General features: G+C 64.8%; 12 protein-coding genes. 1 reads left to right on the top strand and 11 read right to left on the bottom strand.

Translation table 11 applies throughout. The annotated features are described in order from the left end of the window. Positions 1-47: 47 nt before the first annotated feature. The 6 genes from KO538_RS08695 to KO538_RS08720 all read right to left on the bottom strand — a co-directional run bounded on the left by KO538_RS08695 (position 48) and on the right by KO538_RS08720 (position 6,840). Positions 48-893 (bottom strand): ABC transporter permease, encoded by an 846-nt coding sequence (locus KO538_RS08695; RefSeq protein ID WP_034746027.1) that lies wholly within the window; start codon positions 891-893, stop codon positions 48-50. Further along, positions 890-1,819, bottom strand: coding sequence for an ABC transporter permease subunit (locus tag KO538_RS08700; protein WP_070301043.1), 930 nt, complete (start codon positions 1,817-1,819; stop codon positions 890-892). Before KO538_RS08700 ends, KO538_RS08695 begins: the two co-directional genes overlap by 4 nt. A gap of 7 nt (positions 1,820-1,826) precedes the next feature. Then, the gene (locus KO538_RS08705) at positions 1,827-2,975 is read right to left on the bottom strand and encodes an ABC transporter ATP-binding protein (RefSeq protein ID WP_219328045.1); all 1,149 of its coding nucleotides are present in this window, start codon (positions 2,973-2,975) and stop codon (positions 1,827-1,829) included. Positions 2,976-3,172: 197 nt separating this feature from the next. Next, a complete protein-coding gene (locus KO538_RS08710) occupies positions 3,173-4,633 on the bottom strand; it encodes an aspartate aminotransferase family protein (RefSeq protein WP_219328046.1) in 1,461 nt (486 codons plus the stop codon). Positions 4,634-4,645: 12 nt separating this feature from the next. Next, positions 4,646-6,016 carry a glutamine synthetase family protein gene (locus KO538_RS08715; RefSeq protein WP_034746018.1) on the bottom strand — a complete coding sequence of 457 codons (1,371 nt, stop codon included), beginning with the start codon at positions 6,014-6,016 and terminating at the stop codon, positions 4,646-4,648. A 56-nt stretch (positions 6,017-6,072) separates the two neighbouring features. After that, a complete protein-coding gene (locus tag KO538_RS08720; protein WP_034746016.1) occupies positions 6,073-6,840 on the bottom strand; it encodes a gamma-glutamyl-gamma-aminobutyrate hydrolase family protein in 768 nt (255 codons plus the stop codon). 282 nt (positions 6,841-7,122) lie between these two features. On the opposite strand from KO538_RS08720, the gene KO538_RS08725 reads away from it, so the two are divergent. Next, a complete protein-coding gene (locus KO538_RS08725; RefSeq protein WP_034746015.1) occupies positions 7,123-8,268 on the top strand; it encodes an MFS transporter in 1,146 nt (381 codons plus the stop codon). 4 nt (positions 8,269-8,272) lie between these two features. Here KO538_RS08725 and KO538_RS29630 read toward each other — a convergent pair whose 3' ends face one another. From KO538_RS29630 to KO538_RS08750, 5 genes are all read right to left on the bottom strand, one after another. Further along, the gene (locus KO538_RS29630) at positions 8,273-9,097 is read right to left on the bottom strand and encodes a hypothetical protein (protein ID WP_219328047.1); all 825 of its coding nucleotides are present in this window, start codon (positions 9,095-9,097) and stop codon (positions 8,273-8,275) included. Continuing rightward, positions 9,094-9,645 (bottom strand): sigma-70 family RNA polymerase sigma factor, encoded by a 552-nt coding sequence (locus tag KO538_RS08735; protein WP_235194146.1) that lies wholly within the window; start codon positions 9,643-9,645, stop codon positions 9,094-9,096. The genes KO538_RS29630 and KO538_RS08735 overlap by 4 nt, the downstream gene beginning before the upstream one ends. Before the next feature lie 64 nt (positions 9,646-9,709). Then, positions 9,710-11,596, bottom strand: a complete 1,887-nt coding sequence (locus tag KO538_RS08740; RefSeq protein WP_219328048.1) for a beta-propeller domain-containing protein — start codon at positions 11,594-11,596, stop codon at positions 9,710-9,712. 97 nt (positions 11,597-11,693) lie between these two features. Further along, positions 11,694-12,317: a trimeric intracellular cation channel family protein gene (locus tag KO538_RS08745; protein ID WP_034746006.1), complete on the bottom strand. Its 624-nt coding sequence runs from the start codon at positions 12,315-12,317 to the stop codon at positions 11,694-11,696. A 4-nt stretch (positions 12,318-12,321) separates the two neighbouring features. Next, positions 12,322-14,757 carry a penicillin-binding protein 1A gene (locus KO538_RS08750; RefSeq protein WP_034746003.1) on the bottom strand — a complete coding sequence of 812 codons (2,436 nt, stop codon included), beginning with the start codon at positions 14,755-14,757 and terminating at the stop codon, positions 12,322-12,324. Between the last annotated feature and the right edge of the window lie 19 nt (positions 14,758-14,776).

Consider the following 14,776-nt stretch of genomic DNA (forward strand, 5'->3'; position numbering starts at 1 on the left):
ATCCGGTTCTGTTCGTCATAACTTCACAATAATTTCCCACGACCTACTTAGTCTTCCAAATACGCTGCGGACAGTTGCTTGCGGCGTCTGCGGTCGGCGCGCGCCAGCATCACGGCGTACGCGATCACGGCGAGCGTCACGACGAGGATGGTCAGCGCAGCGATGGCGTTCACGCGCGGATCGAGCCCCAGGCGCGCGCGCGAGAAGATCACCAGCGGCATCGTCGTCGAACCGGGGCCGGACAGAAAAGCCGAGAGCACCACGTCGTCGAGCGACAAGGTAAACGTCAGCAGCCAGGCGGACGCCAGCGCTTGCGTGATGTTCGGCAGGGTCACGAGGAAGAACACCTGGTGCGCGCGGCAGCCCAGGTCCATGGCCGCTTCGGCCAACGACTTGCTCATTTCTTGCAGGCGCGATTGCACCACCACGGCCGCATACGCCATGCCCAGCAGGGTGTGGCCGAGCCAGATGGTCAGCACGCCCCGTTCGGGAAAACCGAAGACCTTTTGCATGGACACGAGCATCAGCAGCAGAGAGAGGCCGATGATCACTTCCGGCATCACCAAGGGCGCGCTGACCATGGACGAGAACAAGGTACGGCCACGGAAGCGCTGGTAGCTCGTCAAGGCAAAGGCGGCAAACGTGCCGAGGATGACGGATGATGTGGCCGACATGAAGGCGATCTTCAGTGACAAACCGAAGCCCGAGATGATCTCCGTATCGCTCATCAACTCGCTGTACCAGCGCAGCGAAAAACCGCTCCACACCATGTCCTGGCGCGAGCTGTTGAACGAAAAGACGATCAGCACGATGATGGGCAGGTAGAGGAACAGGTAGCCGAGCGAGAGCCAGCCACGGCCGAACCAGCGCTGCAGGAAAGTACGTCCGTTCATGTGCGCTCCTCCGCGTCCTGCTCCGTCTTGTATTTGTTAAAAATCGCCATCGGCACGAGGATCAGCAAGACCACCAGCACCGTCACCGACGACGCCATGGCCCAGTCGTTATTGGTGAAATATTCATCCCACAGCACGCGGCCGATCATCAGGGTTTCCGGGCCGCCCAGCAGCTCGGGAATCACGTATTCGCCCACGGACGGAATGAACACCAGCATGGCGCCGGCGATGATGCCCGACTTCGACAGGGGCACGGTGATGCGCCAGAACGCCTGCAAGGGCGTGGCGCCCAGGTCGGCCGCCGCTTCCAGGTAGCGCATGTCCATTTTCACGAGGTTGGCGTACAGGGGCAGGATCATGAAAGGCAGGTAGGCGTACACCATGCCGACGACCAGCGAGAACGAGGTATTCATCATGTGCAGCGGTTCGCTCACCACGCCCAGCGCGATCAGCAGGTCATTGAGCAAGCCGTGGTTGGCCAGGATGCCCTTCCACGCATACACGCGCAGCAGGAACGAGGTCCAGAACGGCAGCATCACCAGCATCATCAGCACGGGTCGGATCGACGGTTTGGCGCGCGCCATGAAGTAGGCGAACGGGTAGCCGATGAAGAGGCAAATGGCCGTGGTAATCGCCGCGTACTTGATGGAACTGAGGTAGGTGAGCAGATACAGTTCATCGGCGGCGATGAACAGGTAGTTGGCAATTTTCACCTTCAGCACGACGATGCCGTCAACGTAAGACAGCAAGCCGCCGAACGGGCTGCCCGCCGTGTCCATGTCGGACAGGCTGATACGCAGCACGATCAGGAAGGGCACGAGGAAGGCGGCCGCCAGGAACAGCGACGGCACGGCGATGACGGCGTTGCGCCCGGTGACCCAACGCAGGGTGACCAGGCTACGCAGCGATTGCAGGAGGGATGTCATAATGGCCTCAGCTGGTCAGCACGACGATGTCGGCGCCATCCCACCACACCCACACGCGCTGTTCGCGCTCGAGGCGCACGGCGTCGTGGCGGGCCGCGTTGGTGCGCGACACTTTCACCACGGTGCCGCTGTCGAGGCGCACGTGGTAGCTGGTTTCGTTGCCAAAATACGCCATGGCGACGATCACGCCCTGGGCGCAGTTGTAGCCGTGTTCCTTTGGTGACGCGCGCTCCTCCAAAGCGGGTGGCGCGATCTGGATGCCGATTTTTTCGGGGCGCACGGCCACCGAAACATCCATGCCCAGGTTGCCCGTGATGCCGTGCGAAACATAATGCTCGCCATCGGGCGTGGCGATGACCACGTGATCGGGTTCGTCCTGCGTGATGCGGCCGTCGAACAGGTTGACGCTGCCGATGAAGTCGGCCACGAAACGGCAGTTCGGCGTTTCATAGATTTCGCCCGGTGCGCCCACCTGCAAGATGCGCCCTTCGCTCATGACGGCGATGCGCGTGGCCATGCTCATGGCCTCGTCCTGGTCGTGCGTGACCATCACGCAGGTCACGCCCACCTGTTCGATGATGTTGACCAGTTCCATTTGCGTGCGCTCGCGCAGTTTTTTATCCAGTGCGCCCAGCGGCTCGTCGAGCAGCAGCAATTGCGGCCGCTTGGCCAGGCTGCGCGCCAGCGCCACGCGCTGCTGCTGCCCGCCCGACAACTGGTGCGGCTTGCGCTTCGCGTATTGGCCCAGCTGCACCAGTGCCAGCATCTGCTCGACGCGCGCCGCCACTTCCGCTTTCGGCAAGCCATCGCGGCGCAGGCCGAAGGCGATGTTGTCCCACACGGACAAATGCGGGAACAGCGCGTACGACTGGAACATCATGTTGATGGGGCGCTGGTGCGGCGGCACATCGACGATGCTGTTGCCCGCCAGGGCGATGCGCCCCGACGTCGGCGTCTCGAAACCGGCCAGCATGCGCAGCAGGGTCGACTTGCCGCAACCCGAACTGCCAAGCAGAGCGAAAATCTCGCCCTTGTTGATCGTCACGGAAATATCATTGACGGCGCGCACGCCATCGAATTCCTTGACTAGTTGATCAATCAGCAAGAAAGGCGCTGGGGCGTCGCTGGCCGACGCGGCTGGTGTTGCTATCGTCATGTGTGGGTAGCTTCTGGGTAAGAGGGTGTCAAAATGAAAAACTGGCCGCTACAAAGAGCGGCCAGGATGGAAGTTTAGCGGAACTGCCGCTTATCGGGTCTAAAAATTGTACAGATGTCGATAAAAACCCAACAGCAGAGACTGGGGTCGTACCCTCAGGGTACGACCCCGGCCCTTGCGTTTGGGTTCGACGATAGCTAAACCCACCCCTTCGCCTGTACATCCGCATACGTCTTGTCCAGGCACAGCCGTATCAAGCCCACCATTTCATCGATCTGCGCGCGCGTCATGACCAGCGGCGGGGCGACGATCATGCGTTCGCCCACGGCGCGCATGATGACGCCGTTGTCGAACATGTGGCCGCGGCAGATCATGCCCACGCCCTGGCCCTCGTCGAACAGCTCGTTCTCGTGCACGGTGGCGCCCTTCTTGCGCACCAGGTTCAGGCCCGCGACCAGGCCGCAGCTGTCCGCATAGCCGACCAGCGGGTGTTCGCCCAGGCTGGCGAAGCACTGCTGCAGGTACGGTCCCGTATCCTCGGCCACCTTCGCCACCAGCTGCTCTTCCTCGATGATGCGGATGTTTTCCAGCGCCGCCGCGCAGGCGACGGGGTGGCCCGAATACGTAAAGCCGTGGGTGAATTCGCCACCCTGCTCGATCAGCACCTTGGCGACACGGTCTCCCACCAGCACGCCGCCCAGCGGCACATAGCCCGAGGTGACGCCCTTGGCGAACGTGATCAGGTCGGGCTTGATGCCGAACAGTTCGGAGCCGAACCAGCGCCCCAGGCGGCCGAAGCCGCAGATGACTTCATCGGCGATCAGCAAGATGCCGTACTTGTCGCAGATGCGCTGGATTTCGGGCCAGTAGGTCGATGGCGGGATGATGACGCCGCCCGCGCCCTGCACCGGTTCGCCGATAAAGGCGGCCACCTTGTCGGCGCCGATTTCCAGGATTTTGTCTTCCAGCCAGCCGGCCGCCTTCAGGCCGAAGGCTTCCGGTGTCAAGCCGTGGCCCGACTCCAGGTAATTGGGCTGGCCGATATGCGCGATGCCCGGGATCGGCATGCCGCCCTGCGCATGCATGCCGTCCATGCCGCCCAGGGACGCTCCCGCCACCGTGCTGCCGTGATACGCGTTGTGGCGGCTGATGATGGTGTGGCGTTCCTTGTGGCCGAGGATGTCCCAGTAGCGGCGCACCATGCGCAAATTCGTGTCGTTGCCTTCGGAACCGGAACTGGTGAAGAACACGTGCTGGAACTGCGGCGGCGATATCTGCGCCAGCTTGGCCGCCAGCTGCGCGGCCGGCACGTTCGTCGTGCCAAAGAAGCTGTTATAGAACGGCAGCGTTTCCATCTGTTTGTACACGGCTTGCGAGATCGACGTGCGGCCGTAGCCCACGTTCACGCACCACAGGCCCGACATGCCGTCGACGATCTTCTTGCCCTGGCTATCCCACAGGTAGACGCCGTCGCCGCGCACCATCACACGCGCGCCTTTCGACGCCAGGTCCTGGAAATCGGTGAACGGATGCAGGTAGTGGGCCGAGTCCATCTGCTGGATGGCGGCCGTGTCGTACACCTGCGGCGCCGCGTTTTTCTGCGCCACGGAGGCAACCAGGGCGGCGCTTGGCGCCAGCGGATTATTGGATGTGCTCATTGAGATCCTTTCTTAAACGTGGAGCAGAAGATGTTCGCGCTCCCACGGGCTGATGACGGTCATGAACTCCTGGTGCTCGAGGTCCTTGATGGCCGCATACACGTCGATGAAGCGCTCGCCCAGTACCGTGCGCAGCTTGTCTTCCGCGCGCAGCAGTTGCAGGGCCTCGGGCAAGCCTTGCGGCAATTCGAACTTCATGTCGTAGGCGCTGCCCACCATCATCGGCGTCGCTTCCAGCTGCTCCGTCATGCCCAGGTAGCCGCAGGCCAAAGTGACGGCCAGGGCCAGGTAGGGATTCGCATCGGCGCCGATGATGCGGTTTTCCACGCGGCGGTCCTGCACGCCCGATTCGGGCACGCGGAAGCCCACCGTGCGGTTGTCCAGGCCCCACTGGATGTTGATCGGCGCGGCCGTGTGGCGCACGATGCGGCGGTAGGAATTCACGTAGGGCGCGACGATGGCCATGGCCGACGGCATGTAGCGCTGCAAGCCCGCGATGTAATGCTTGAAGATGGGCGCGGCCGAGCCGTCCTCATTGCTGAAGATATTCAGGCCCGTCTTCGCATCGACGACGCTCTGATGCACGTGCATGGCGGACCCCGGCTCGCCCGCCATGGGCTTGGCCATGAAGGTGGCGTACATATCGTGTTTCAAGGCCGCTTCGCGCAGGGTGCGCTTGAAGAAGAAGACCTTGTCGGCCAGGCCCAGCGGGTCGCCGTGCAGGAAGTTGATTTCCATCTGCCCCGCGCCGATTTCGTGGATCAGGGTGTCGACGTCAAGGTTCATCAATTCGCAGTAATCGTAGATATCCTCGAACAGGGGATCGAACTCGTTGACGGCGTCGATGCTGTACACCTGGCGGCTCGTCTCGGCCCGGCCGCTGCGCCCGATGGGCGGTTTCAGGGGCAAGTCCGGGTCCATGTTCTTCGCCGTCAGGTAGAACTCCAGCTCGGGCGCCACGACAGGTTTCCAGCCCTTGTCCGCATACAGTTTCAGCACGCGCCGCAACACGGATCTTGGGGCGAAATCGACCAGCGCGCCGTCGGAAAAATAGCAGTCGTGGATGACTTGCGCGGTGGGGTCCGTGGCCCACGGCACCATGGTGATGGTGGTGGGATCGGCCTTCAAAATCATGTCGCGGTCGGTGCTGGAAATGGCGCGGTCGTAGCCGCCATCGTCGACCGGGTAATTGCCCGTCACCGTCATGCCCAGTACCGCTTCCGGGATGCGCATGCCGCGCTCCTGGGTGAATTTCCCGCGCGGCAGGATCTTCCCCCGCGCCACGCCCGTCAAGTCGGGGACCAGGCATTCAATTTCCGTGACGCGCTTTTCATTGAGCCACAAATCCATGTCCGTATAAGTGAAATTTTCGCGTATTGCCATGTTTCCCTCTCGCTGGTCTTGATCAAACGCCGCGTGCTACGCGTGCGGCGCGCCGGTCATTCTTTCTTTCGGTGCTGCTGTTCCTGGTAATCGCGGCATGCCTGGCCGAAGGCGCCAAACAGGCGCATGGACTGCGGGTTGTCTTCCACCTGCCACTCGGGGTGCCATTGCACGGCCAGGGCAAAGCCGGCGGCGCTGGCCACGCTATACGCCTCCACCAGGCCGTCGTCGGCCAGCGCTTCCACCAGCAAGCCATCGGCCAGCCGGGCGATGCCCTGGCCATGCAGGGAATTGACCATCATCTCGCTCTCGCCGCCCAAGAGGCGCGACAGCAGGCCGTCGGGCATCAGCTTGATGCGGTGCGCGGGCCCGTACTGGCGCTCCAAAGGATCGAGCACGTTCTCGCGGTGGTCCTGCATGCCCGGCACCGCATGCACGGCCTGGTGCAGGCTGCCGCCCAGGGCCACATTGACTTCCTGGAAGCCGCGGCAAATGGCGAGCAAGGGCAGCTGGCGCGCCAGCGCGACGCGGATCAGGGGCAAGGTGGTGGCGTCGCGCGCGGAGTCTTGCGGCAGGTCGGGATGCAGGATGTCTTCGCCATACAGGCGCGCATCGACGTTCGAAGCGGAGCCGGTCAGCATGACGCCGTCGGCGATGTGCAGCGCCGCTTCCAGGTCCGCGTCCGCGCCCAGGGCGGGCAGCAGCAGCGGCATGCTGCCGGCGCCGTGCAGCACGGCGTGCAGGTATTTGTCCTGCGCCATGTGCCAGGCGTGGCTGCCAAGCTGGCGCTGGCAGGCGGGAACGAGAACGATGGGACGGCGCATAGAGCTACCTCGCTGGCGTGACGATCCAATGACAACGCCATGACAGCGCTGCCGCTCGCTTCACTGTACAGCAGAGCCGCAGGCAGCGGCCACACCGATGGGCATGGCCATCGATGGCACACATCGCCTACACTACGGCTTTGCAATATTGCACTTAGTAAAATCATCATATGCCCGTCCGGCGCCAAACACCAGCGCCGCAGGCAAAGTCCCTCACTTTCCCATGCATCCACACCGTATTCCAGCCTTCCCGAACACCTTTTCCACCCCAAGGGGGCGGCCATGAAGCACATGCCGTGGCGCGACTTCTTCGCCCTCGTCGTCAGCATCGGCGTGGTCGGCCTAGGCCTGGGCGCCACCATGCCGCTCACCGCCTTGACCCTGCACCAGCGCGGCGTGGGCACGGACATCATCGGCATGATCACGGCCGTCAGCGCCCTCGGCATCCTGGCCGCCTCGCCATTCGTTTCGCGCTGGGTGGGACGTTTCGGCGCGCGCGCCACCATGCTGGGCGCCGTGTGGGTGGCCTCGCTGGCGACGATCGCCATGCAGTGTACCGACCATCTGCTGGCGTGGAGCGTGCTGCGCTTCCTGTTCGGCGGCGCCATGGGCGTGTTGTTTACCATCGGCGAAGCTTGGGTGAACCGGCTGGCGCCCGACAATTCGCGGGGCCGCGTAGTGGCCATGTACACCACCAGTTTTACGTTTTTCCAGCTGATCGGACCCGCCCTCGTGGCGCTGTTCAACGACAAGATTTCGTGGAGCTTCGCCGCCTGCGGCCTGCTGTTTTTGCTGGCCGTGCCGGGACTGATGCTGATCTCGAACAGCGGCCCGGAAAGAGAGCCGGAAGAACATGGCGTGAAGTGGACCCTGATCCTGCCACGCATGCCGATGATCGTGCTGGGCGCCGCCTTCTTCGCCCTGTTCGATACGCTGGCATTGAGCCTGCTGCCGCTGTACGCGATGGAGCACGGCATCGGCACGGACCTGGCCCTGCTGTCGGCCACCGTGGTGCTGGTGGGCGACACGGGCCTGCAATTCGCGCTGGGATGGATGGCCGACCGCTACGGCCGCGCCAAAGTCCACGCGGGCTGCGGCGTGGCCGTCTGCCTGCTGCTGCCGCTGCTGCCGTTTGCCGTCGGCACGCCGTGGCTGTGGTGGACCTTGCTGCTGTTGCTGGGCGCGGCGGCGGGCGGCATCTACATGCTGGCGCTGGTGGCCTGCGGCGAACGGTTTACGGGCCTGTCGCTGACCAGCGCCAGCGCCATCGTCAACGCCACCTGGGGCGTGACAAGTGGCGGCGGCCCCCTGCTGACGGGCGTCCTGATGCAATCGGTGGGCGTGAACGCCCTGCCGGCCGTGATGTGGGTATGCGCCGCCATTTTCGTCGGCAGCGCCGTGTGGGAACGCAGGAAGGGGATCGTTTAAACCGCTACTTTTTTTCCAGCCGCTGCCGCAGTTCCTCGGCCACCGGATAGTCGGGATAGGCCTGCCGGAACGCCGTCCACTCCTCGCGCGCCAGTGCGTCCTCGCCGGCCTTGAGCAGGGCGTCGATCTTCACCAGCCACACGCCAGCGTCGAGTTTTGCGGCCGGCGGCAGCGGCGCGGAGCGGGCCGCGACGGGCGCGGGCATGGCCAGCGCGCGCTGCACGGGCGCCTGGCGCTGCAGGCTGGACTCGGCCTGCATGGCCGCTTGCTGCTCCATCGCCTCGCTCATCGCCGTGGCAGGCGCCGGTGGCGGCGGCGGTGCTGGCGGCGCCGGTGGCGCTACTGCTACCGTCTGCGGGGTGGGAAACGAGACTGGCGCCGGCGGCGCTGGCTTGGCTGCCATTTTGGCCATGGCGCGCGGCGCTGGCGCAGCTGCTGTCGATTCGGCAGCCTGCGGCACTGGCGCCGCTGCCGGCACCACCTCCTGCGTGACCGGTTCCCCCACCACAGGAAATTGCGCCGGCTTCGAGCCGAACCAGTCCACGCCGATCAGGTTCACGGTCAGCAGCACGGCTGCGGCCAGTCCCAGCGGAACGCGCCAGCGCTGCAGGTAGTCCGGCGATTTCTTGGCGGGCAAGGTGCGCAGCACGCCATCGGCGCTGTCGTTCGCGGCCGCCGGTTTTTGCAAGGCTTTTTCCGCGTCCGCCAGAATGGCCGCATCGAGCGCGCTGGAAGGCGCGGGCTGCGGCAGGCTGGCCAGCAGCGCGTTCAACTCCTCGTCAATCGGTGCGTCGTTCGGTTTGTCGTTATCTTGATCGTGCGTATTCATGCCTGTCCTCCCGCGCCAGCGGCGCTGTCCAAGCCCGCGCGCAATTTCTGCATGGCGTAGCGCAGCCGGCTCTTGACGGTTTCCGCTTCCGCCTCCGTCACGACGGCGATCTCGAGAATGCTCATGCCGCTGAACTGCTGCAGCACCAGCGCTTCCTTCTGCTCCACCGGCAGCGCGGCGATGGCCGCATGCAGCAACGCATGCTGCTGTTTCTGCTCCAGCGATTGCGGCGGCGATGCGCCCTCGTCCGCCAGTTCGCCCGCAGCGTCGATTTCCTGTCCTTCCCGCTGGCGCAGCAGGTCGATCAGGCGGTTGCGCGCGATCTGGTACAGATAGGTGCGGAATGCCGCCTGCGGCTGGTAGCCGGCGCGCGCCGCATGCAGACTGGCCCACGCATCCTGCACGATCTCGTCCACCCACGCGCGGCGCGGCGAACGCCAGGCCACGAAGCGGTACAGGCCATGGCTATGGCGCCGGTACAGTTCGCGAAACGACGGCAGGTCGCCGGCGCTATAGCGCAGCATCAGGTCTTCATCCGTCGCGGTCATCAGGGTGTCGGGCATGCGGACCAGTGTAGCCGAACTACGCGGCAGCGGCAATTTCACTACGCCGTCAACGTGCAGTGGGTGCATAGCTGATGCGGCGCACTTCGCGTATCTGTCCTTCTTTGAGTGCCCCTTCCACCAGTTCATAGCCGAGCAAAGCGAAGACCCGGCCCTGCAGGAACAGGGGCCGCGCATTGCCATACCAGTCCACGCAGGACGCGCGGCAGCCGTCATCCGGCGCCTGGCCCGGCCGCGCGGCCAGCGCCCCCAGTTCCGTCAATGTCAAACCGCTGTTGCGCAAGTAGAGCACGGAGGCGGATGACTTGTTAAGGCCAGGCCGCTCATCCGCGCCCAGGATGGGCAAGCCGATCACGCCCTCACCGGCTGCTTGCGGCTTGTAGAAAAAGCCGTGGCTGCGCGACTCGCCCTGCGCCGCGTCGGCGCGGATGTAGCGCGTGGCAATCGCCGCCTGCGCCCCCAGGCCGATGGTGCTGAAGTGCAGATCCCTGCCCTGCGCGCCGATCACTACGGCGTCATTGCCCAGCGCCTCGATGCGCTCGACGCCATGCGGCAGGGACAAGGCTTGCACGCTGCCCGCATCGGCCCAGCGCACGGCGTACAGGGGCTGGCGCGGCCAGGCCTGGTCCGCCTTGCGGCGTCCCGGATTGCCCGGATTGCCGTACAACAGATAGGACCCCACGTAGCGGTTCTGCAAACCGTAGCCGCCGCCACCGGGCAGCGGCTTGTAGCTGCTGGCGGGCGCGCTGTCGCGGCCATCGGAAAACGACGCCAAGGGTACGCGCAGCAAGGCCATGTCGCCCCGCCCTCTTGCACCATCCCACATGGCGTCGCCCTGGCCCTCGGCACGCAGCAGCACGTTCAGGTGGCCGTCAGCGCTTTCCAGGAACGAGAACTGGTCGACGGGCGCGCCGGCCACCTTCAGGGCGCTGGGCGCGCTGCCGTCGAGGGGAATGCGGAACACGCCCGAGTCACTGCCGCGCCGCGTCGTCCACACGAAAACGGATTCGCCCGACACATAAAATACGCGGCCCTGCGGCCCCATCACGGCCGTCGCTTCGCAGCGCATGTCGCGCTGCGCCAGGTCGCACACGGTGACCGTATGCAGGGTCAGGCCGAAGCCCGTTTCAGGTTCTTCATCGGTACGGTAGATGCGCGTGGCCGGGGCGATGCGCTTGAAGTCGGACGGCACGACGTCAGGGCGCCAGCGGCGCAGCGCGGGGAAGCCGCCGAACGGGTCGCCCCGGCGCAGGTTCAGCGACAGGGGCGAATAGAACACCAGTTTGCCGCCGACCAGGCGGCTCGCGTAATTGCGCGACGAGTAATAATCGTTGGAGCGCAAGTGATAGGTGGAACGGTAGGCCAGCTTGCCGTTCGCATCGATGTCGAACAGGCCGATCTCCGTGCCGCCACGGCTGTAGCTGTAGCCGATCACCACGACCGTGTCGCCATCGATCAGCATTTCGTCATACCAGCTGCCGGAAGGATCGCTGCCCGGCGCGAACGCGTCGAGCGAGGACACTGGCTGCAAGGCATTGCCTCCCACCTGCACGGTGAACAGCTTGCCACGCCGGAGCATCACCAGGTGCTTGCCATGCAGCTTGACGATGCCGCCTTCGTCCACGCCCGCCGTCTGCACATTGGTGACGGATTCCGCCGCTTCTGCCGATGGCGCGGGGGCAGCCTTGGCCGCCATCGGCGCGGGAGGAGCGGGAGGAGCGGGAGGAGCCGACATGGACTGCGCCGTGGCGCGCTGCAGTTTCTGCTGCTTCAGCAGCAAGGCATCCTGGCGCGCCTGCAACTGCTGCAGGTAGCTGCTCAAGGCCTGCTCGCTGGCGAACGGCGCCAGGGTCTTGCGCGGCGCCGTGCCGGCGGCGTGGCTGCCTGCCGACAGCAGCAGGGACAGTGTCAATGTGATCTTGAGGGCGCTGGACATCGCTTCTTCTCCGGTTGGCTGGGGTGTCCAACATGAAACGCGGCAGCGCAGAAAAAGGGGTTAAAGGCGCGTGAAAATAATCACGCAGCGTTTTACCTTATTCAAAACCCCGTATGCGGTCGCCATTGAAATTCGGCAGCCGCCACTCGAAGTGCAGCGCCAGGAAGCGGAACAGGAAACCGGCGCCGATGGACGCCAGCTGCGCCACAGAGCTGTCGACCTTGAAGTACAGCAGGCCCACGTACAGGCTGCCCGTGAACAGCGCCACGGTGGCATACACTTCGCGCTGCAGCACGAGGGGAATCTGGTTGCACAGGATATCGCGCAGCAGGCCGCCAAAGACACCCGTGATCATCCCCGCCAGCACGACGATGGCCGGATGCATCTTGGCCGACATGGCGATGTCGCAGCCGATCACGCAAAACGCCACCAGGCCCAGTCCATCGACCAGCAGGAAGATGGCGCGCAGATGGTGCAGATAGCGAGCGACAAAAGCCGTGACGATGGCAGCGCCGATGGTAAACAGCAGGTACTCGGGATGCGCGATCCAGCCCAGCGGATAGTGCCCCAGCAGCACGTCGCGCACGGTACCGCCGCCGAGTGCCGTGACGGTGCCGATCATGCAGATGCCGAACAAGTCCATGCCGCGCCGCATGCCCATGATGGCGCCGGACATCGCTTCGGCGACGATCGCCACCAGGTAAATCGTATATAGCAGCATGCTCTTACTCTTCCGAAAATGATTTGAGAATTTGTTCGCGTTCGCGCGCTTCGCTCAGGGTGCGCGCTTCGTTCGTGCCCGTGCTCGAGCCGCCATCGCCGGCGCCAGCCTCACCGTGCGCCATGCGCGTATCCGCATCGCCGCTGCCGCAGCCGACGCTGCTGTGGATAAAGGCAAAGTTATCCTTCAGGCAGTCGCCGGCCAGATATTCGGCATACACGTAATCGCCGTCGAGCAGGGCCAAGCCAGGCGGTTCGGCCAATACTTGTTCGCGGCGGCCCTGCACGGCCACCTGCATGTAGTCGCGCCAGACGGGCAGCGCCAAGGTGCCGCCCGTAGCGTTGCCCAGGCTTTTCGGCTGGTCGTAGCCGAGCCAGACGACGGAGACGAGGCCGGACGAGTAGCCGGCGAACCAGGCGTCGTAGGCGTTGTTCGACGTGCCCGTCTTGCCGGCCGCGTCGCCACGCCCCAGCGCCAGCGCGCCGCGGCCCGTGCCGCTCTTGACGACGTCGCGCAGCATGCTGTCCATGACGTAGGCGTTGCGCGTGGAGATCACTTGCGTGCCCGGCGCCGGCTCGCCCTTGGCGCGTGGCGCCGCATCGCTGAACAGCACTTCTCCGCTACGGCTGCGCACTTCCTTGATCAGTTTCGGCGGCATCTGCATGCCGCCGTTGGCGAACACGGCATACGACTGCGCCAGCTGCAGCGGCGTGACGGCGCCCGCGCCCAGCGCCAGCGGCAGGGACACGGGATTGCGCGCGCCCTCGAAGCCGAAACGCGTGGCGTAGTGCTGCACGTAGCCGGGGCCGGCCGCCTGCATCAGGCTCACGGCCACGAGGTTTTTCGAACGCACGAGGCCGCGCCGCACGCTGATGAAGCCTTCATAGTTGTTGCCGTAATTGCGCGGACGCCAGGGCCGTGCGCCCGTTTCCTGCGGCAGCAGCAAGCGCTGCGTGTCGTCGACGGCCGTGCCGGGGAAATATCCCTTTTCCAGCGCCGCCGAATACACGAAGGGCTTGAAGCTGGAACCGGGCTGGCGGTAGGCCTGCATGGCGTGGTTGTAGTGGTTGCGGTAGAAATCGAAGCCGCCCGCCATGGCGACGATTTCGCCGCTGTGTGCCTCGACGGAAATGAGCGCGCCTTCCATCTCGGGCAGCTGGCTCACCAGCCAGCCCTTTTTCGCCGCGTCGCGCACCACGCGGATCACGCTGCCCTCGGCGATGGCGCGCTTGCCATCCCAGGCCAGCTTGCCGCCCAGGCGCGCTTCCGATGCCGTCAGCACGATCTCGTCGCCATTGCGCAGCTGCGCCGTCACCTGGCGCTTGCCGGCGGTATCGACCTTGCGCACGAGGGCGGCGCGCAGTTCTCCGCTGTCCGGGTAGGCGGCCAGCTGGCGCGCCACGCTGTCTTCGGAAGCGGCCAGGCGCGCTTCCGGGCCACGGTAGCCACGGCGCGCCTGCGCATTCAATAGCCCATCGCGCAGCGACTTGTCGGCCGCCCGCTGTGGCGCCATGCGGATGGTCGTCGTCACGTCCAGGCCCATGCTGTAGGCGCCTTCGGGATAGCTTTGCAGGATCAGCTGGCGCGCTTCCTCGACCGCATATGCGGCCGCATGCACGGAGCTGTTGCGGTCCTTGTTCAGGGCCAGTTTTTCCGCCACGGCCGCGTCGTATTCGGCCGGCGTGATGTAGCCGAGTTCGCGCATGCGCTGCAGGATGTAATGCTGGCGCACGGTGGCGCGCTGGGGATTGGCGACGGGGTTGTAGGCCGACGGGGCCTTCGGCAAGCCGGCCAGCATGGCTGCCTCCGCGATGCTGACGTCGGCCAGCGGCTTGTCGAAATAAATGTTCGAGGCGGCGGAAAAACCGTAGGAACGCTCGCCCAGATAAATCTGGTTCATATACAGTTCCAGCAGCTTGTCCTTGCCGTAATGCTGTTCCAGCTTGTAGGCGAGCAGCATCTCCGTCAGCTTGCGCTGCACGGTCTTTTCGCGCGACAGGAAGAAGTCGCGCGCCACCTGCATGGTGATGGTGCTGGCGCCTTGCGCATGATGGCCCGTGACGACGTTGGCCAAGGTGGCGCGCGTCAAGCCATAGAAGTCGACGGCGCCATGCTCGTAGAAACGCGCATCCTCGATGGCCAGCAAGGCCTGGCGCATGCGCAGCGGGATTTCCTTGAGGGGCAAAAATTCGCGGCGTTCTTCGCCGTATTCGGCCAGCAGCTCGCCTTCGCTCGAGAAAATACGCAGCGGCAGCGCGGGCTTGTACTGGGCCAGGTGTTCGACGGCCGGCAAATCCTGCCACGCCTGGCGCAGCCACCAGCCGCCCGCCAGCGCGGCGGCCATGCCCAGGCCCAGGGTCAATCCCAGGCCGAATTTCAGATTGCGCGCCAGCTTAGACTGGGGCTTGCGGATGCTGCTGTCGTTCGCTTGTGCTTCCATGGTGGGATTCCTTGCTGTC

The organism is Janthinobacterium sp. NKUCC08_JDC, from assembly GCF_019345575.1.
In the GTDB taxonomy this organism is placed as follows: Bacteria; Pseudomonadota; Gammaproteobacteria; order Burkholderiales; family Burkholderiaceae_D; genus Janthinobacterium; species Janthinobacterium aestuarii.